The 16,290-nt window shown below is 42.4% G+C and carries 21 protein-coding genes; 8 read left to right on the forward strand and 13 right to left on the reverse strand.

Annotated elements, in window-relative coordinates:
- The 9 genes from P6709_RS10480 to P6709_RS10520 form a co-directional block, all read right to left on the reverse strand.
- Positions 1-675 (reverse strand): response regulator transcription factor, encoded by a 675-nt coding sequence (locus tag P6709_RS10480; RefSeq protein WP_278240872.1) that lies wholly within the window; start codon positions 673-675, stop codon positions 1-3.
- Between the two features lie 444 nt (positions 676-1,119).
- A complete protein-coding gene (locus tag P6709_RS10485; RefSeq protein WP_278240873.1) occupies positions 1,120-1,980 on the reverse strand; it encodes a PPK2 family polyphosphate kinase in 861 nt (286 codons plus the stop codon).
- A gap of 238 nt (positions 1,981-2,218) precedes the next feature.
- Positions 2,219-2,941, reverse strand: coding sequence for an amino acid ABC transporter ATP-binding protein (locus P6709_RS10490; RefSeq protein WP_278240874.1), 723 nt, complete (start codon positions 2,939-2,941; stop codon positions 2,219-2,221).
- Positions 2,942-2,955: 14 nt separating this feature from the next.
- A complete protein-coding gene (locus tag P6709_RS10495; protein ID WP_278240875.1) occupies positions 2,956-3,624 on the reverse strand; it encodes an amino acid ABC transporter permease in 669 nt (222 codons plus the stop codon).
- Positions 3,625-3,654: 30 nt separating this feature from the next.
- Positions 3,655-4,494 (reverse strand): transporter substrate-binding domain-containing protein, encoded by an 840-nt coding sequence (locus tag P6709_RS10500; protein ID WP_278240876.1) that lies wholly within the window; start codon positions 4,492-4,494, stop codon positions 3,655-3,657.
- A gap of 52 nt (positions 4,495-4,546) precedes the next feature.
- Positions 4,547-5,413, reverse strand: a complete 867-nt coding sequence (locus tag P6709_RS10505; protein WP_278240877.1) for a MurR/RpiR family transcriptional regulator — start codon at positions 5,411-5,413, stop codon at positions 4,547-4,549.
- A gap of 190 nt (positions 5,414-5,603) precedes the next feature.
- Positions 5,604-6,134, reverse strand: a complete 531-nt coding sequence (locus P6709_RS10510; protein ID WP_278240878.1) for an AAA family ATPase — start codon at positions 6,132-6,134, stop codon at positions 5,604-5,606.
- Positions 6,134-6,706, reverse strand: coding sequence for a GNAT family N-acetyltransferase (locus P6709_RS10515; protein ID WP_278240879.1), 573 nt, complete (start codon positions 6,704-6,706; stop codon positions 6,134-6,136). The genes P6709_RS10510 and P6709_RS10515 overlap by 1 nt, the downstream gene beginning before the upstream one ends.
- 27 nt (positions 6,707-6,733) lie before the next feature.
- A complete protein-coding gene (locus P6709_RS10520) occupies positions 6,734-7,570 on the reverse strand; it encodes an SDR family oxidoreductase (RefSeq protein ID WP_278240880.1) in 837 nt (278 codons plus the stop codon).
- A 180-nt stretch (positions 7,571-7,750) separates the two neighbouring features.
- Here P6709_RS10520 and P6709_RS10525 point away from each other — a divergent pair, with 180 nt between their 5' ends.
- Positions 7,751-7,999, forward strand: a complete 249-nt coding sequence (locus P6709_RS10525; protein WP_278240881.1) for a hypothetical protein — start codon at positions 7,751-7,753, stop codon at positions 7,997-7,999.
- Complete coding sequence (locus tag P6709_RS10530) at positions 7,996-8,439, forward strand: NUDIX hydrolase (protein ID WP_278240882.1); 444 nt, start codon at positions 7,996-7,998, stop codon at positions 8,437-8,439. Before P6709_RS10525 ends, P6709_RS10530 begins: the two co-directional genes overlap by 4 nt.
- Here the strand turns inward: P6709_RS10530 and P6709_RS10535 are convergent.
- Complete coding sequence (locus tag P6709_RS10535; protein WP_278240883.1) at positions 8,420-8,584, reverse strand: hypothetical protein; 165 nt, start codon at positions 8,582-8,584, stop codon at positions 8,420-8,422. The two genes, P6709_RS10530 and P6709_RS10535, sit on opposite strands and share 20 nt — an antisense overlap.
- Before the next feature lie 180 nt (positions 8,585-8,764).
- On the opposite strand from P6709_RS10535, the gene P6709_RS10540 reads away from it, so the two are divergent.
- From P6709_RS10540 to P6709_RS10555, 4 genes are all read left to right on the forward strand, one after another.
- Positions 8,765-9,223, forward strand: a complete 459-nt coding sequence (locus tag P6709_RS10540) for an NUDIX domain-containing protein (protein WP_278240884.1) — start codon at positions 8,765-8,767, stop codon at positions 9,221-9,223.
- Positions 9,224-9,236: 13 nt separating this feature from the next.
- On the forward strand, positions 9,237-9,662 hold the full coding sequence (locus tag P6709_RS10545) for a GNAT family N-acetyltransferase (RefSeq protein ID WP_278240885.1): 426 nt from the start codon (positions 9,237-9,239) through the stop codon (positions 9,660-9,662).
- Positions 9,663-9,889: 227 nt separating this feature from the next.
- Positions 9,890-10,237 carry a PadR family transcriptional regulator gene (locus P6709_RS10550; protein WP_278240886.1) on the forward strand — a complete coding sequence of 116 codons (348 nt, stop codon included), beginning with the start codon at positions 9,890-9,892 and terminating at the stop codon, positions 10,235-10,237.
- A complete protein-coding gene (locus P6709_RS10555; protein ID WP_278240887.1) occupies positions 10,224-11,255 on the forward strand; it encodes a hypothetical protein in 1,032 nt (343 codons plus the stop codon). The genes P6709_RS10550 and P6709_RS10555 overlap by 14 nt, the downstream gene beginning before the upstream one ends.
- Before the next feature lie 100 nt (positions 11,256-11,355).
- On the opposite strand, the gene P6709_RS10560 is transcribed toward P6709_RS10555, so the two are convergent.
- The 3 genes from P6709_RS10560 to P6709_RS10570 all read right to left on the reverse strand — a co-directional run bounded on the left by P6709_RS10560 (position 11,356) and on the right by P6709_RS10570 (position 14,137).
- The gene (locus P6709_RS10560; RefSeq protein WP_278240888.1) at positions 11,356-11,847 is read right to left on the reverse strand and encodes a divergent PAP2 family protein; all 492 of its coding nucleotides are present in this window, start codon (positions 11,845-11,847) and stop codon (positions 11,356-11,358) included.
- Positions 11,848-12,111: 264 nt separating this feature from the next.
- A complete protein-coding gene (locus P6709_RS10565) occupies positions 12,112-13,518 on the reverse strand; it encodes a DUF6792 domain-containing protein (RefSeq protein WP_278240889.1) in 1,407 nt (468 codons plus the stop codon).
- Positions 13,508-14,137 carry a hypothetical protein gene (locus P6709_RS10570; protein WP_278240890.1) on the reverse strand — a complete coding sequence of 210 codons (630 nt, stop codon included), beginning with the start codon at positions 14,135-14,137 and terminating at the stop codon, positions 13,508-13,510. Before P6709_RS10570 ends, P6709_RS10565 begins: the two co-directional genes overlap by 11 nt.
- Before the next feature lie 167 nt (positions 14,138-14,304).
- Here P6709_RS10570 and P6709_RS10575 point away from each other — a divergent pair, with 167 nt between their 5' ends.
- Entirely contained in the window at positions 14,305-14,820 is a 516-nt protein-coding gene (locus P6709_RS10575) for a PH domain-containing protein (RefSeq protein ID WP_278240891.1), read from the forward strand.
- Positions 14,817-16,253 carry a PH domain-containing protein gene (locus P6709_RS10580; protein WP_278240892.1) on the forward strand — a complete coding sequence of 479 codons (1,437 nt, stop codon included), beginning with the start codon at positions 14,817-14,819 and terminating at the stop codon, positions 16,251-16,253. The genes P6709_RS10575 and P6709_RS10580 overlap by 4 nt, the downstream gene beginning before the upstream one ends.
- Positions 16,254-16,290 lie beyond the last annotated feature (37 nt).

A 16,290-nucleotide genomic window follows, 5' to 3' on the forward strand; every position in this document is an offset into this window, starting at 1 on the left:
TCACACCTCAAGTTTGTAGCCTAATCCCCATACCGTTTTAATCCGTTCTCCATGCTGCTTCATTTTCATCCGAAGCGTTTTAATATGGGTGTCGACTGTGCGTTCCGTTCCACTGTATTCAAGTCCCCATACCGTTTCCATTAGATACTCCCTCGACACGAGACTGTTTTTATTCGTGACCAGCAACGATAGCATCTTATATTCTTTAATCGTCAGACGGATTTCTTCTCCTTCTATAAATACACGGTGACTCGTTAAATCCAGGGAGACAGGGCCGGCTTTTGCAACTTCTCCTTTTTTAAAATGAGGATCCGTTCTTCGCAGCACAGTCTCAATCCTGGCCAGCAGTTCCTCTGAATGAAAAGGCTTTACCACATAATCGTCTGCTCCAAGCCGCAGCCCTTTAACTTTATCCACGTCTTCTCCTTTAGCGGATAAGAATATAATCGGAGTTTGAGACGTCTTTCTTATTTCTTCAGTTAATGCATATCCGTCCATGAACGGCATCATGATGTCAGCCAAAATCAAATCCGGCTGTTCGGCGCGTATGATGGTTAAGGCATCCAGTCCATTTGCTGCTTCATATACGTGATAGCCTTCTGGAACCAGAAACGATTTGATCAGATTTCTCATTGTTTCTTCATCATCCACCACTGCTATTTTCCGCACACTCATGTGAATTCCCCGTTTCGCATTGATACGGCTATTTTACCAATTTCCTGTGAAGTTAATGTGAAAGTTTCCGCACTTTTTAGAAGGTTCTTTTAAAACGACCGGTTCACTTTCGTTTCAGAAAGAAAATCTTATCCATTTTAAAAACATGAAAAAACTATGGTTTTCAGTGTATAGTGTTCCAGACTTTAGAGACTTGATCCTCATTTGACTGCAGGCTTGCACAAAAAAAGCCTGAGACAAAAGTGTCTTAAGCTCTACGACCGGTTCACTTCGCTTCAGGTGGACGCTTTCCGCAGGGACGGCGCTGAGCCTTTCCAGGGCGTTGCCCTGGAAAGGCTCAGCTTGCCGTCATATCCTGCAGGAGTCTCCACCTTCCACTCCGCTCACCTATTACTATTAATAAATATATATTCATTATTTCTTTCTTGGTTTTACTAAATGAATTTACTCATCTTCCAGCTGCTTAATGTATTTATCCAGTTTGTCCTGGTTTTCCTGTGAAATTTCCGGAAACTGAGGATCTATTTTTTCCAGGCATTGAATCATTGCTTCTGTGATAATGTAACGCGAATACCACTCATCATCTGCGGGCAGGATATACCACGGTGCAGCTTCTGTGGAGGTATGGTTCAGCATGTCTTCAAAAATTTCCTGGTAGCTGTCCCAGTGCTGTCGTTCTTCCACATCACGGAACGAAAACTCCCAATTTTTCTCGGGATCTTTCATACGTTCCAGCAGACGGTTTTTTTGTTCTTCTTTTGACATATTAAAAAAGAATTTGATGACTTTAAAGCCGTTTTCAACCATATATTGCTCAAAATCATTTATTTGCCGAAAACGCAGTGACCATACTTTTTCTTTATCGGTATCATCAGGAATGACTTCATCACCAAGCAAATCATGTACCCTTGGTGCAATGACTTCCTCATAATGAGACCGATTCAGGATGCCGACCTGTCCTCTTGCAGGAAGTCCTTCACGAATGCGCCAAAGATAGTCATGGCTCTTTTCGGTGTCTGATGGTTTTTGAAAGGATGTTGTTTTTAACCCCTGTGCATTTAAATTGGAGAAAATATAACTGATCGCCTCGTCTTTCCCCGCCGCATCCATTGCCTGCAGAACAACCACGATGCCTTTTTTCTCTTCAGCGTGCAACCGCCAGTGCAGGTCCTTTAATTTTTTCACACGATCAGGGATCTGTTTTTCACGAAGCTCTTTGTCATCAATGCTGTGATGTTCTGATGTGGCGAATTCTTTCAATTTAACTTGTTGATCGCCATCCACTTTATATTTGCTGATGTCCATTGGTTCCTCCCAGCCTTCCATTTAAATCGGAGAAAATTGCGTCCGTTTTGGAAAGTACATTTTTATACCGTCTTCACAAGTACCCTAATTTGCGAAAACACAAACTGCTGGCTTTACAAAACTTAATACTGCTTTGATGCTGAGAAATCTTCACGTACCTTACAGCCTGCATTGCATAAGAAATAGAGTATCTGCACGAAAGTTACACTCGTGCAAATACTCTATATGATCTTCCCTTCTACTCCACCAGCTGAATAAACTGCCTTGTGCGGTCATGAGATGGGTTTTCGAAAAATGTTTTCGGGTCGGCGGATTCGATAATTCGCCCTTCATCCAGCATGATGATGCGGTCAGCTACTTCTTTTGCAAATCTCATTTCGTGGGTAACGACGACCATGGTCATCCCTTCTTCAGCCAGCTGTTTCATAACGGCAAGCACTTCGCTGACCAGCTCAGGGTCTAAAGCGGAGGTTGGTTCATCAAACAGCATGACCTTTGGCTCCATCGCAAGAGAACGGGCGATGGCTACACGCTGTTTTTGACCGCCTGACAGCTTGCTTGGATATACATCGGCTTTATCCGAGAGGCCAACTTTTTCGAGCAGCTGCTTCGCGTGCTTAATGGCATCCGCTTTTTTCTTTTTCTTTACCTGAATAGGCGCTTCAATAATGTTTTCCAGTACGGTCTTATGCGGAAATAAATTAAAATGCTGGAACACCATTCCGACTTCCGCCCGTATTTTGTTTAAGTTATCTTTTTTTCCATTAATTTGTTTGCCATCAATAATGATTTCACCACTATTAATCATTTCCAGAAAGTTAAAGCAGCGGAGCAGAGTGCTTTTTCCAGATCCACTGACGCCTACAAGTACGACCACTTCCTGCGGCTCCACCTGTAGATCAATTCCCTTTAACACTTCTAGCTCACCAAATGACTTGTGGATGTTTTTTGCTGTTAGCATGTATGACCTCCCCCTTAATCCTTATCAACATCAAGTTTATTTTCATACAGACGGAGCAGGAACGAAAAGATCATAACCAGAACTAAATAATAAAGTCCAACAACCAGATACGTTTCAAAAGGCTGGAAGGACTGTGCTGCTTCCCGGTTTGCAATGGAGAACAGCTCTGCTACTCCAATTACATAAACCAGAGAAGAATCCTTCAGCGCGATGATAAACTGGTTGCCAAGAGGCGGAATAGACCGCTTTAAAGCCTGCGGAAACACAATTCGTTTCATGGTCTGTGTTTTGCTCATTCCAAGTGAGCTGCTTGCTTCTGACTGTCCTTTATCGATGCCCTGAATGGCACCACGGAAAATTTCTGCAATATAAGCGCCATTATGCACCCCTAAAGCGATAGCACCAGCCCAGAAGTTTGATAGAGTAACAAATTCTACAATTCCAAAATATAAAAATGTAATCTGAACAATTAAAGGTGTTCCTCTGATTACTGTAATATAAATATTGGCAATCCACTGAAGTGGCTTTGACTTGGACAGCTTAAGCAGTGCAAAAAACAGTCCCAGCAAGCAGCCAAGCACCACTCCAACTGCGGTCAGCTGGAGGGTGATGACAACTGCATCCAAAAATCCAGGATACGTGCGTTTTAATACTTCATATAATGTTACGAGAATCTCCGGCATGAGGCTGCACCTTCCTAACTATTGGACTTGTTATTCTAAAATTTCGATTCCTTCCAGATCCACATCTAAAAGGTTACGATCAAATAGATTCGTAGAAATTTCATCGTAAGTCCCATCTTCCTGGATTTCTGCAAGTGCTTCGTTGATGGCCTCAAGCAGTTCAGGGTTGTCCTTATTTACGGCAATGGCTGCCTGCTCGATCCAAAGTGGTTCGCCAACATCTTTTACGCCAAGACCGGAAGCCATCGCTTCATAGCCTACTACGTCTGCAGTGATAACAGCGTCCAGACGGCCCTCAATTTCAAGGTCATTCAGCGCGACAACATCACTGTTGTAATACTGGATATCCTCTGTATACTCCTGTGCCGCTTCATCATACGTACTTTGGGCAACTACGCCGATTTTCTTTCCTTCTAGATCTTCTGCAGACGTGATTTCGTCATTTCCTTCTGCCACAAAAATCATTCCGCCAGAGTAATAGTAGGGATCAGAAAAGTCGACCTGCTCGGCACGCTCGTTTGTGATCGCCATGCTTCCAATGATCGCATCAAATCGCTCGCCGGTCAGTCCTTGTAAAATCGTTTCCCAAGGAGTTGTAATCGGGTTCGGCTCAAGTCCCATTTGCTCTGCTATTGCCTTTCCAATTTCAACATCAAAGCCCTTCAGTTCGCCGCCTTCTTCGTAGTTGAACGGTTTATACAATCCGCTTGATGCAAAAGTGAGTTGTCCTTCTTCCTTCAGGTTGAATTCACTGCCGGCCTCTTCAGAACCGTCTGATCCTGACGCTTCCTCTGAATCATCGCTTCCACATGCTGCTAAAACCAGGCTTGCAGAAAGAGCTGCTGTACCGAATATTGTAATTTTTTTCATTGTAATCTCCCCTTTTATATAATTGACTTTTTCTTTACCAGATTATCCTTTTTCAGAATCGATTTGCATGATGGGAGTCAAAGAAAATTTCTTTTTCTTCGTAAAGCTTCTCCACTCGCTGGACATTTTTATTTACTTTGTCATGATCTTTAACCGAAACAAACCTCATGATAGACGTTAAAAGAGAAAGTGCTGCTGTGAAGGAGTCAATTTTAAGATTTGAATTCATCGCTGCTTCTAAGACGATGTCCGAATAAGGAGCAACAGGTGAATCGGGCTGATCGGTAATGGAGACGACTGTTGCACCGTGCAGTTTTGAGGTTTGAACGGTTTCAACAATGTTTTTGGTGTAGCGGGGGAAAGCCAGAGCCAGTACTAAATCCTGCTCTCCAATTTTGGACAGCTGCTGGTAATACTGTGTGTCTCCCTGCATAAGCATCTCTGAGTTATCAAGAGCCATATTGAGCCACTGAACAAATAAATGTCCGAGACCAAAACTGAAAAAATTGCTTGTCACATAGATTTTTCTTGCATTGCTTATGTGTTCAACAACCTTTAATAGACTTTCTTCTTTCAGCGATTCTTTAAGTTTTGAAATATTGGCAATATCCGCATCCAGCAGGTTGTGAAGAAACGTCTGATCTTCGCTGAGTTCTTTATTCTCAGGCTGAATCTTCCGCCATCTCTCCTCTGCCAATTTCCGCTGGATCATATGCTGTGCTTCTGTGTACCCCTTATACCCAATCTTTTGCGTCAAACGGATTACCGTTGATTCGCTTACATTGACGTGCTTTCCTGCTTCAAGAGCAGATGAAAAAGCAATCACACTGGGTTCTTCAAAAAATAACTGTGCCACCTTCTTTTGACCTGCGCTTAAATAAGGATATGATTCCTCCAATTTTTGCAGTATTTCCTGCATTTCTGAGCCCCCAAATCCGCAACAATTCTGAAAACTTAGTTCAATTGTACCTTTATGAAGGAAATCCTGCAACCTAATCACAGAATTTTAAGTTTTTTTCGTTTATTTTATTTATTTTATTTTCCTTTTTTTACAAAATAAATAAGCTTTTTTTGCAGCCTGCTCATGCAAAAAAAGCTCATTTCTACGGTTAATCTTCTATTGTATAGCGATCATTTGTAAGGATTTCATGACAAATCTCATCTACTTGACCCTCGGACATTTCGGTTGTATCCAGAATAAATTTTTGATTGATTCCATTTTCATCAAATTGACGGGCCAATTCTATTGAACGATGACCCATTTGCTGGGATGCAGGACGGAGACGATCTCTTCTGACCAGTTCCTCCTCTTTCACCTGCAGCACAATATATTTTATTTTGCATTCTGCTTGTTCTCTCAGTCTTTGTTTTAGTCGAATTATCTCTTGCGGAAAGGCCACATAATCAATTACGACATCCATCCCGGAGCGTACAAAATTACGTGAAAGGTCAGCGATGTTTTTCCAGGTCAGCTCGAGCAGACGCTCGCTTTTCCAAGGAGGCTGATATCCACCGGCAACCATATGATTCACTACATCACCTTCGATACGGGCGCTGCTTGCAAGGGTCTGGGCAAGTGCTTTTGAAATCGTGGATTTGCCCGCCCCCGCCGGCCCTGATACCACATAAACTGTCTGCATCAGTCCGCAGCCTGCCTAACTTTGGCATATACACATGTATCAATCAGTTTTTTTGTCACAGGATTTATATCATTATTTTGCAAGATGCCTTCCAGCTTAAAACCGAGTTTCTCCGGGATTGCCCTGCTTTTACTATTTTCTGCATCACATCTGATTTCCACCCGTTGTGCATTCAGCGAGTTAAAAGCGAAGCGTGCAATTCCCTCTACTGCTTCTGTCATATAGCCTCGCCCGCTCATTCGGCTGTCAATCCAATAGCCTATTTCAAATTTACGGACGTCCCAGTTAATCCGGTGGAGACCGGAAGAAGCTACAAATTCACCTGTCTCCTTTAAAAACACGAGAAGCCGTAAGTCCTCTCTCGCTAAAAAATTTATATAGGACTCTCTTATATTAATCTCCGTTTCTTCCACTGTCGCCTCATGCGAAGCAAAAGGAAGCCAAGGCTTCAGCTCCTGCCTCGAAGCGTTCACTGATCCCCAAACCTTAACACCGTCACCCGGTTTTGCAGAACGGATGATTAATCGGTCTGTTTCAAATTGATCGGGAAAATCAAGTAATTTCGCATTCATTTCCAGGGTCCCCCATCTTTCTCTTGTTTAAAGTCCTACCCGCTCTTCACTCCAGCCCCACAGCTCTTCTGCCAGCCATTCATTATTCGCTTCTTCTGACACGTCCACTTCTTTCATTTTGTAATAATAACGGCCTGATTTGCCTGCCACGTCCTCACTTGTAGCAAGATGCAGCGCCGTTTTTGCCCCTTCCTCTGCTGTTTGGAAAAACGGCTTCAGAACGCGGGTAACCGTTTTGCCAAACTCCGTTTTCCGATCAACGCCAAGATTGGTCGCGACCGCACCAGGGTGTACAGCGTTCACAGTAACCTTGGTGCCTTCCAGACGTTTTGCCAATGCTTTTGTGAAAAGAACATTGGCAAGCTTTGAGCGTCCATACCCTTTTGCCACATTGTATCCCTTTTCAAAATGAGGATCATCAAAATCAATTTTCCCCCATTTATGAGCACCAGAGCTTACGACAACGATACGGGCAGCCTCTGCTTTTTTCAGTTCCTCCAAAAGCAGATTTGTCAGAAGAAAATGACCAAGATGATTGATGCCAAGCTGAGATTCAAATCCGTCATCTGTCAGCTGTCTTTTAAGTGAAACCACACCGGCATTATTAACAAGAACATCTAGATGATCAAATTTTTCTTTAAATGCTTCTGCAAACTCGCGAATGCTTTCCAAAGAACCTAAATCACCCTGCATGAGTGTGATTTCCTGTGACCGGCTTTGCTCTTTTGCTGAAATCCAGGCTACTTTTCCTCTTCTTGTATTTCTGCACAGCATTACAACATGCATTCCCTGCTTTGCGAGCTCCACGGTTGTTGCGAGCCCCATGCCGGAATTGGCTCCGGTTACTAATGCGATCTTCTTCATATAGAACACCTCTTTTATTTTTGTGGTTAAGCATAACAAAATCCCCTGATCTCCTCTACTACTTCCACTCCCGGCCGCCAATTCCTTCATTCTTTAGTCGATTCCTTTTTTCATCGAATTATCTTGGAAAAAAATGCTATAATGAAAGAAAATTCAACGTTTAAAGGGGGCTCATTTGTTATGCTGCGTATCCAGTTTGAACGGCTTGTCACCATTTCCGCCATCTGTATACTTTCAGGATTTATTCTTATTTTTGCGAGTACTCCCTGGGGGATACGTATTGGCGATTTTCCATCTGATATTGAAATCAATGGCTACATAACAAGCTTTTTAGTAGCAGGAGGTTTGATTGCGTCATTCGGTCTCTTGATCGCTGCCTATCTGCTCATTCATTGTCCTTATATGCCTGAAAGAGAGGAAGAGGAATGAACTCACATGCGGACTATTACGGTGCAGCTGGGGTTTGTGTAAATGAAAAAGGCGAATTGCTGATGGTTCTGCAGGGAACAAAGGAAGAAAAGAAGAAGTGGTCTGTTCCTTCTGGCGGGAGAGAAGCCGGCGAAACCTTTGAAGAATGCTGTATCAGAGAAGTCGAGGAAGAAACAGGATATACCGCAGAAATCGTTAAACCCGCATTTACAAAAAAGGAACTATTGGAATCCGGATTGCGGCTGGAGGTTCACTATTTTCTTGTGCGCATCACCGGCGGCAAAAAAACCATTCAGGATCCGGATGGTTTAATTTATGATATTGAGTGGAAGGATGCTGCCCAGTTTCAAACACTTGATCTCTCATTTCCCGAAGACCGAAACAGATTATCCAGCTATATCGCTTCACACCAAAAAGCTGTCACGCCTGAAACTGGCTGACAGCTTGAACTCTTTTACATAGCTTTGCGTTTATTCCCTTATCCCGGAGACCATCTGTGATTTGTCTAATTGATTTTTTCTGTTCTTTTTGCCGGACCTGTGCGTCTGAATTTTGTTCTTCAACTGTATGCAGCAACGTCATCATCCTCACATCCCATTGAATTGATCTCTTCTTTCCTTCAAATTCATTATAAAATATCAAGATTAACGGCATATTAACCCAGGTTATTTATTTGATTACTAAAATATTACAAATAGACTTGTGCCTTCTACTATTCAGACTTAAAATAAATAACAGCGCTTACAAATAGTATGGAGGGTTCCCATGATTAGAAGTTCAATTAAAGCAATTATTTTATCCAATCAACGCGTCTTACTCACGAAAAATAGGGATGAAGAAGGTGACTTTTATCTTTCACCCGGCGGTGGACAGGAACACGGAGAAACCTTTCACGAAACGTTAAAAAGAGAATGTATGGAAGAAACAGGATTCGAAATCGAAATCGGCGAAGTACTGTTTATCCGGGAGTATATCGGCAAAAATCATGAACATTCCGCCTTCGATTCCCAGGTTCATCAGGTAGAGGTATATTTCATTTGCCATTTGAAGGATGAAAACTGCTCTCCCACGCCCCTGTCCCCTGACTCAAATCAAATAGGCATAGAGTGGGTAGCTTTATCTGAAATGGATTCTTACCGTATTTATCCCAAAACTCTTAAAGAACAAATCGCATCTTATACAAAAAATAAAGCTTTGCCTATTTACCTAGGCGATGTGAATTAAAGGAGAAAAACTCATGAACTTGCAGATTACACGAGAAAAAAATCAAAGCGGACAAGACCAGGTGAATAAGTGGCTGTATGAATATAATCTTGCCCGGTTTCCAAAGGATCTTGGGGCCCGCTATGAGGAAGTTTCACTTTTTGTTAAGGATGCACAAAACGAGGTTCACGGAGGACTTTTAGGCGAGATCTGCTGGAACTGGCTTGAAATTCATGTTTTGATTTTGGATGAAGAAATACGTCAATCCGGCTACGGTTCCAAATTAATGAAAGAAGCAGAAAAAATCGCACGAGCCAAAAGCTGTGATTTCATTAAAGTAGACACACTCAGCTTTCAAGCTCGTGAATTCTATGAAAAATTAGGGTACGAAGTCTTCGGAACGCTGAAAAATGTCGGCCGTGACCATGAGCACTATTATCTAAAGAAAGATTTGATATAATGCAACACCGAGCTACTACCAACAGGATGCGATTATTTTGCATCCTGTTTTTTGTGCTGAAAATGCGAAGATGTGATGGGGAAAAACAAATTACATTACGGGCTATAAAATGAAGCCCTGAGATTATTGAGATGCTTCACCCAATCCCCTTCTTTTTATCACTTGAATAAATTATTGAGAATATCTTAATAGTGTACGACATACACTATAGGAAAAGAGGTGATGGAATGAGTGAAATATTTGCCTCTCTTGCCACGGAATTGCGGCGAGGAACGCTGACACTAGCGGTTTTAAGTCAGCTGGAAATCCCTAGATATGGGTATTCACTTGTGCAGCGATTAGAGAAATCAGGGATCTCAATTGATCAAAGTACACTTTACCCTTTGCTTCGCCGCCTTGAAAAGCAAAAATTAGTCACGAGTTCCTGGGATACAAGCGAGAGTCGGCCAAGGAAATATTATGTGCTCAGCAGCTATGGAAAACAAGTGTCCGCTCAGCTAAAAGCTGAATGGCAAAAAACTTCTTTAGAGCTTCAGAAATTATTGGAAGGAGATAGAGGAAATGAATCTTATTGACCTGTATGTCTATGAAGTGACCCGGCTGCTGCCTCTTAAGATCAGAGATGATATTGCATTGGAGCTGCATTCGTCCATTCAGGATATGCTTTCGGAAGATTCGACGGAGGAAGAGATTAAAAAGCAGCTATCAAAGCTCGGGGATCCCGCAAAACTTGCCCACAATTATACCGGAAGACCAAAATTTTTGATTGGTCCGGCTTATTATGGGCACTATCTATCTATTTTAAAGCTTTCACTGATGATGACATTAACCGTTGTTCTCGTGACCCAAATCATTTTCTCTCTTACGTCGTTTTCAGGGGGGATAAATCCTGTTTCTCTTTTGCTTCAAACTTCATTTAATGTGGTCGGACAGTCATTTGTTGTCGGAGCTCAGCTGTTCTTTTGGGTTACAATTGTTTTTGCTTTTATTGAAAAATCAGCTGGGATCAGGGATCACTCTTCCCAGCCAGGTTCTGGTTCACGTTGGAGTCCTGACGACTTAAAGGATGTTTACTCCCTTCCCAATAAGAAGAGGATCACTAAATCAAAAATTATCGGTAAATTAATCTGGACTGCTGTATTGGCGGGGCTGTATTTTAATGCTTCTCACCTCATTGCAGTATTTGAACGGAACGGCGCAGGTGGCTTTGAGAGCACTATACCTATTTTTAACGAGGACGTTTTATTGTCTTTTTGGCCACTTATCATTTTATTGATTGCCACAGAAGTAGCTTTAGCCATTTATAAATGGGTGATTGGACATTGGACACGGCACCTCGCATCCATTAATTTGATCCGTAATGGCATGTTCATTGCCTCTTTTGGGGTTATCGTAAGCCGGCCTGCCCTCTTTAATCCAGCATTTATCTCCTATATGCAGGATCAGCTGGGTCAATCAAGCATCGAATTGTTAAACGTGCTTCATTGGCTGGTACTTTCCTCCATCCTCACGGCAATTCTTTATGGAATGATTGATTCGTACGCAGGAATAAAAAAGGCACAACTGAACGTGATCCGGTTATTTACAGCTTAGCTGGAGAGAAAAGATGAGCGAAAGAAGCGCAGCGATCCGTCCAAAAAGCCTGAGACATATTGGTCCCAGGCTCCCGCTTTGTGGTTATGTAGTCGGCCATCTATTTTTCAAAGGCTTCTTCTATTTTGCCGAGCGTTCGATCTTCGAATTTTGCGATTGCAATTCCGTAAAGAATGCCAAACAATGCACCGCCTACTACTTCGATCGGCTGGTGACCGAGCAATTCCTTCAGATCCTTTTCACGTTTTGTGTATTCCAGACTAGGATAGTCGCCGGAGATCACTTCAAAATGGTCCTCAAGTTCATTTACCAGACGCGCGATTTCTCCTGTGTGCCGTCTGACGCCCTGCGCATCGTACATTACGATCGATCCGAATACGACAGCAATCGCGGTTTCAATATGTCTGGTTCCGCGATTCGCCGCTACGTATGCTGCCAAAGAGGCTACGCCTGCTGAATGGGAGCTCGGCATGCCTCCTGTTTGTAAAAGTGGCTTCCAGTCCCATTTTCCGGTTAATTTTTTGTTTGTAAATACTTTTAAACCTTGTGCAATTCCGATTGCGGAAATTGCTGTAATAATTCCACGGTTCATATTTCCACCCTCATTCCTGTAGTATAGCTGCTATTTTCCCTTACCCTTTTTCAGATCATTATAACCGGCTGAATGAAACGATCTTGGGTTGTGTATTTCACAAGCTTTCCCTGTAGACAGTGTCCTCTATACGCATGGAGGAAAAGAGAAAAATTGAAAAAAGAGGTTGGGACATAGTTTAGAATGAGTTGGGCGAAGCATAAAGCGTCCACTTGAAGCGCAGTGAACCAGAAAAGACGCCTGAGAAACCTTGTCCCAGGCACTTTACAAAAGCTTTTCCTTTTCAAGCGCCACGAGCATTTCCTCAATCGTGTGACTTTGCAGAATGTCTAAATAAACAGGCGTAAGCGTTTTAACCATTTTTTCCAGATTGGTTCTCATTCTTTTAACCAGAAAATATAAGCGTATCCCGAAGTATAGATCTGTCACGGGAATCCAGCGTGCTCTTTTTTGAGCAGGCAGAACGGGATAGGTGCTTAGGTCTCTTCTGGCATGCAATTTCCCAATTATTTCGATTGCCTTCTGGTTATTTTCCTCAAATCTTTCTGTTTCAAGGATAAGCAGCTTTTTTTGCTCCTCGGTAATAAAGTAATGAGAAAAGAATGCCTGCCAGATCCTCTCTCTTTTTTGTGTAACGGATGTGATTAATTGAAATATCGGAGGAATTCGTTCGTTCATCTTGTGGATCATTTCATCGATTTGAGACGATTGAGTAAAATAAATTTTCACCACATCATGCAAATGACGGACACCCGAGAATAATGCAATATTAATTCCTGTTAGTGCTTCTATTCCTTTCACGAAGTCTCCTTCCCTGAATGCAGCGCCGTATTCCTGCGCAAGAAGCTGCAGCCTTGAGACAAAGCTGTCCGGTACTTTTTCTGCCATGGCACGAAGGCCGCTTGTTCCGGGATTGGTATCCATCATGCGAACGTTTCCTGTGGTAAAGAATCCCCTGATGCTGCTGATTGCATACACAGGGTCATCCTCTGATATGAGCTGGTCTATTCCTTCCGTTTTTTCTTCATAATAGGATTGGGCAAACAAGGTTAATTCACCTGGAGGAAGTGTGTAAAGAGCGGCTGGGTCTTTGAGAATTTCTGGAAACGCCTCAATTAATCCGCTTCTGAAATTCCGGTCCGTAATCGCCAGCTGATAGACGCTCGGCTGTGCTCCATTTACACTATAGAGCTTATAAAATCCATTGCTGATTAAATGAGCAGCTGCATTATTGTTATGGGCGAGGGAGTGTGCGAGACCTATCACTGCCGGAATGTCCCCTGACTTCTCGCAAAAATAACGTACAGCATGGTTCATGAAGATCTGGGCACTGACAGCCTGGTACGCCTGTCCGCCTCCAAAAAGCGAGCTGATGTTGTAATACCAGTCTTCTGAATCAATTGTTCCCTGTGAAATAATATATAGCTGATTCAGGTTCATTTGCGGAGAGGTAAAATGAACGGCAGTACCGTTATAGCCTGAAGTATCCGGTTTAAGCGCTTCCACTTCTGACGACCATAGGATTCCAATTTCTGCTTCAAGAGGAGTTTGGGTTTCTTCATAGTATATTTGCTGCAATTTTTCTTTAAAAAGGGGCTTTGGAAGATTCTCATATTCTGTTTCCAGCACACGAAGTCTCAGGCCATCAGTAGACAACACTTCAGGACCCATTTGCGGCACCGCCCTGGGAATGAAATACGACAGAATGCATAATGTGCTGACACGTCGCTTTTTCCCGCGTTTTTAACTCCTCATGCAGGGTTTCTGTCAAAGGGCTGCTGAAAAAATCATAATAAAACTGCATTCCGCCTCTGCCAGCTGTATGCTGAACGTATCCTATGTATCCAGTTCTTACAAGGTCACCTGATCGCTGGTCGGCCCCCCTTGCCATATATACATCCTTTGTCTCAAGCGCAACTTTATCAAATGCCAGTTTTTCGCCTGCATGAGATTGCGTAATAGCAAGATAGTCGGGAACAAATCGGGGATCGTTTGCTGCAAAAAAAGCAATCCTGAGATGAACCGTTCCCGTATCGCCGCGATTGATATAGCATAAATAGGATTCAAAATCTTTACTCGGTGCAAGCGTATAGCTCATGCTGTCAATAATCGTTTCTTCCGGAATGATCATTTCGTAGCTGCCTGCAGCTGAACGCAAGGGATAAAACCCCGGCTCCGTTTCTTGCGTTAAAGGAATGAATTGACGCGTAAATTCTTCCTGAAACGCACGATCAAAAGAAAAACCTTTCTTATATCCTTCTTGAAACAGGTCGTTCTTCGGACTCTCCATTCAGCTTCCTCCCCGATTTTTTGATGAAAGACTCAACCAGTTATGTTTTCCATTAATTGTATCATACTTCCCTTCTTAATTTTCTCTAAAATAAGGGACTAACAGGATTAACAATTCTGAAACATTTTTCCTTTTGAACCGTACATCATACTAGAGGTGAATTAAAAATGTACTTACATATAACAGAACCATCACGTAAAATTTCTTCAAAAATCATTAGAATCTGGCAGATGACCAATACCATAGGGCACACAGCCGTCCTGATCATTTTAGGCGTTCTTCTTTATCTCAGCAGTGTCTACCAATGGGCAGGGTGGATCGATACAGCCCTTTACATCTTAGTAGGATTAATGGTCGTTTCAGCTATTTTCTCTATTTTTATCGAACCATCCTTTCTTCAAAAATCCTGGCGCTATGAAATTGATGAGGAGTTCGTTCAGTTAAAGCATGGCCGATTCAATCAGTATCACACGCTCATTCCGATGGAGAAGGTAGAGTATGTGACGACTGATCAGGGACCTTTTTTACGCAGGCATGATCTGTACAATGTGAAAATCGGAACGACCACATCCAGTCACACGATACCGGCCATTTACAAGGATGAAGCTCTTGCGCTTCGCTCTCAGATCGCCGTTTTTGCTAAGGTGAAAGACACTGATTCAGAAAGGGAAGAAGAGGAATGATGACTCAGCCGAAACGATATCATCCAGCATGGCTGTTATTTGAACTGTATTCTTTTATAAAAAATACCTTTTTCTTTATATTGTTTTTATTTGTATTAAGAGCCGGAACCAATTCCGGGTGGATTTTATGGGCAAAATACGCATTTATCTTTTTCGCAGTCTGGACATTGATCCACATCGTTTTGAAATGGTTCGTTCAAACCTATCAGATTACGAATCAATCGATTATTCTCCGGGAAGGCGTGTTTGTTAAAAATCAGCGGACGGTTCCTTTTGAGCGGATACAAAACAATCAAACGAGCACCAACTTTCTTCACCGTATGCTCGGCTTAACCTCTCTTTCTCTTGAAACCGGCACAAGCGATGCACAGGCTTCAGTGAAGTTTACCGTCCTTTCCAATGACGAAGCCCAGCAGATTTTAACGGCAGTCAATCACCAAAATACAGCGGAAACAGAAGAAACAGAAGAAAAAATGGAAGAAACAGCTTATAATCGTACGCTTTACTTTCGCTCAACTAAAAAAGATACGTTAAAGGCGGCATTTACTTCCTTAAGTTTTCTAGCTATTTTCCCTATTTTAGCGGCTGTTTACTTTCAAATTGATGATTTTTTCAGTCTGGAATCATCCGCCGAAAACATTTTTTTCTATTTTGCAGACCATCTATGGATGCTGATCCCTCTCTTTATTACTGCCATGATCCTCTCTGTTGCGATCGGCTATGTTCAGACGGTTATTAAATATGGAAACTATGAGATCTCAGCAGATGACCAGCGGATTTACATCCAAAAAGGTGTGCTTTCTACTTCATCCTTTTCCATTCCTAAAAAGAAAGTTCAGGCGATTACAATTCATCAATCTTTGATTAAAAGAATGCTGAATATGGCGGAGGTAAAGCTGGTAAGTGCCGGGAAAATGGGTGATGGAAAACAGGAAACCAATTCACTTTATCCGTTTATGGCCAAAAAAGAGGCTTACCGTTTAACTAATATTCTCCTGCCGAATTATCAGATTGAAGAAAATATGAAAAGGCTGCCCAGAAAGGTCCTGCTTTTAAAGCTTATTTCTCCTTACTTCGGGACGCTGATTGTCGGGGCAGGTTTGTTTATCTTTCAGCGTGAATGGATTTGGATAACGGGGATTGTCTTTTTACTTGGCATTGCCTCCCGCGTCCTGGACTATCTGTTCACCAGCTACCTAAGACACGGTGACTTTATTCAGACGAGAAAAGGCGGCTTTTCAAATGAAACCTTTTTAACCCGGAAAGAGCGTGTTCAGCAAATTGAAGTCCGTCATTCCTGGCTTCAGCGAAAATTCAATGTGGCAACTCTCGAATTTTCCAATCGCTCAAAACCTGTTTATGTCAGCCAATTAGCCGATGTCCCCAAAGAAGATGTCAGCGACTTTTACCGCTGGTTTAAACAGAAATCCTGAGGATGCCGTACTTATTTAAAATAAATAAAACAAATTA

Origin of the sequence: Jeotgalibacillus sp. ET6 (assembly GCF_029667115.1) — a bacterium.
Taxonomy (GTDB): domain Bacteria; phylum Bacillota; class Bacilli; order Bacillales; family Jeotgalibacillaceae; genus Jeotgalibacillus.

Bases quoted from the DNA above. Each gene is read 5' to 3' on its own strand.
- P6709_RS10480 (WP_278240872.1), bottom strand. From the start codon at position 675: ATGAGTGTGCGGAAAATAGCAGTGGTGGATGATGAAGAAACAATGAGA.
- P6709_RS10485 (WP_278240873.1), bottom strand. From the start codon at position 1,980: ATGGACATCAGCAAATATAAAGTGGATGGCGATCAACAAGTTAAATTG.
- P6709_RS10490 (WP_278240874.1), bottom strand. From the start codon at position 2,941: ATGCTAACAGCAAAAAACATCCACAAGTCATTTGGTGAGCTAGAAGTG.
- P6709_RS10495 (WP_278240875.1), bottom strand. From the start codon at position 3,624: ATGCCGGAGATTCTCGTAACATTATATGAAGTATTAAAACGCACGTAT.
- P6709_RS10500 (WP_278240876.1), bottom strand. From the start codon at position 4,494: ATGAAAAAAATTACAATATTCGGTACAGCAGCTCTTTCTGCAAGCCTG.
- P6709_RS10505 (WP_278240877.1), bottom strand. From the start codon at position 5,413: ATGCAGGAAATACTGCAAAAATTGGAGGAATCATATCCTTATTTAAGC.
- P6709_RS10510 (WP_278240878.1), bottom strand. From the start codon at position 6,134: ATGCAGACAGTTTATGTGGTATCAGGGCCGGCGGGGGCGGGCAAATCC.
- P6709_RS10515 (WP_278240879.1), bottom strand. From the start codon at position 6,706: ATGAATGCGAAATTACTTGATTTTCCCGATCAATTTGAAACAGACCGA.
- P6709_RS10520 (WP_278240880.1), bottom strand. From the start codon at position 7,570: ATGAAGAAGATCGCATTAGTAACCGGAGCCAATTCCGGCATGGGGCTC.
- P6709_RS10525 (WP_278240881.1), top strand. From the start codon at position 7,751: ATGCTGCGTATCCAGTTTGAACGGCTTGTCACCATTTCCGCCATCTGT.
- P6709_RS10530 (WP_278240882.1), top strand. From the start codon at position 7,996: ATGAACTCACATGCGGACTATTACGGTGCAGCTGGGGTTTGTGTAAAT.
- P6709_RS10535 (WP_278240883.1), bottom strand. From the start codon at position 8,584: ATGATGACGTTGCTGCATACAGTTGAAGAACAAAATTCAGACGCACAG.
- P6709_RS10540 (WP_278240884.1), top strand. From the start codon at position 8,765: ATGATTAGAAGTTCAATTAAAGCAATTATTTTATCCAATCAACGCGTC.
- P6709_RS10545 (WP_278240885.1), top strand. From the start codon at position 9,237: ATGAACTTGCAGATTACACGAGAAAAAAATCAAAGCGGACAAGACCAG.
- P6709_RS10550 (WP_278240886.1), top strand. From the start codon at position 9,890: ATGAGTGAAATATTTGCCTCTCTTGCCACGGAATTGCGGCGAGGAACG.
- P6709_RS10555 (WP_278240887.1), top strand. From the start codon at position 10,224: ATGAATCTTATTGACCTGTATGTCTATGAAGTGACCCGGCTGCTGCCT.
- P6709_RS10560 (WP_278240888.1), bottom strand. From the start codon at position 11,847: ATGAACCGTGGAATTATTACAGCAATTTCCGCAATCGGAATTGCACAA.
- P6709_RS10565 (WP_278240889.1), bottom strand. From the start codon at position 13,518: ATGGGTCCTGAAGTGTTGTCTACTGATGGCCTGAGACTTCGTGTGCTG.
- P6709_RS10570 (WP_278240890.1), bottom strand. From the start codon at position 14,137: ATGGAGAGTCCGAAGAACGACCTGTTTCAAGAAGGATATAAGAAAGGT.
- P6709_RS10575 (WP_278240891.1), top strand. From the start codon at position 14,305: ATGTACTTACATATAACAGAACCATCACGTAAAATTTCTTCAAAAATC.
- P6709_RS10580 (WP_278240892.1), top strand. From the start codon at position 14,817: ATGATGACTCAGCCGAAACGATATCATCCAGCATGGCTGTTATTTGAA.